1 protein-coding gene is annotated in these 273 nt (G+C 41.8%); it reads left to right on the top strand.

Annotation, left to right across the window (positions count from 1 at the left end):
• Positions 1-273: 3'-5' exonuclease (locus tag Q4550_RS23460; protein WP_303536622.1), on the top strand; the 273-nt coding region annotated here is incomplete at both ends.

Consider the following 273-nt stretch of genomic DNA (forward strand, 5'->3'; position numbering starts at 1 on the left):
GAATGGAAGAGCGTGGCGATGATTTAGGGTCAGCTCGGGCGCTTAGTGAACAAGAAGATGTTGTGCGTATCATGACGATTCATAAGAGTAAAGGGCTGGAATTTCCGGTTGTTATTGTTGGTGCAATGGACAAGCTGTTTAATCAGCGGGATTTAATGCAAAAATACTTACTGCATAAAGATTTAGGGTTAGCGAGTAAGTATATTGATCCAATCAAGCGCATCACCTATCCGACACTATTTTATCATGCTTTTAAGGAGGAAATGCGAAGGG

The sequence above is a fragment of the Anaerobacillus sp. 1_MG-2023 genome (assembly GCF_030547345.1).
Taxonomy (GTDB): Bacteria; Bacillota; Bacilli; order Bacillales; family Guptibacillaceae; genus Guptibacillus; species Guptibacillus hwajinpoensis_B.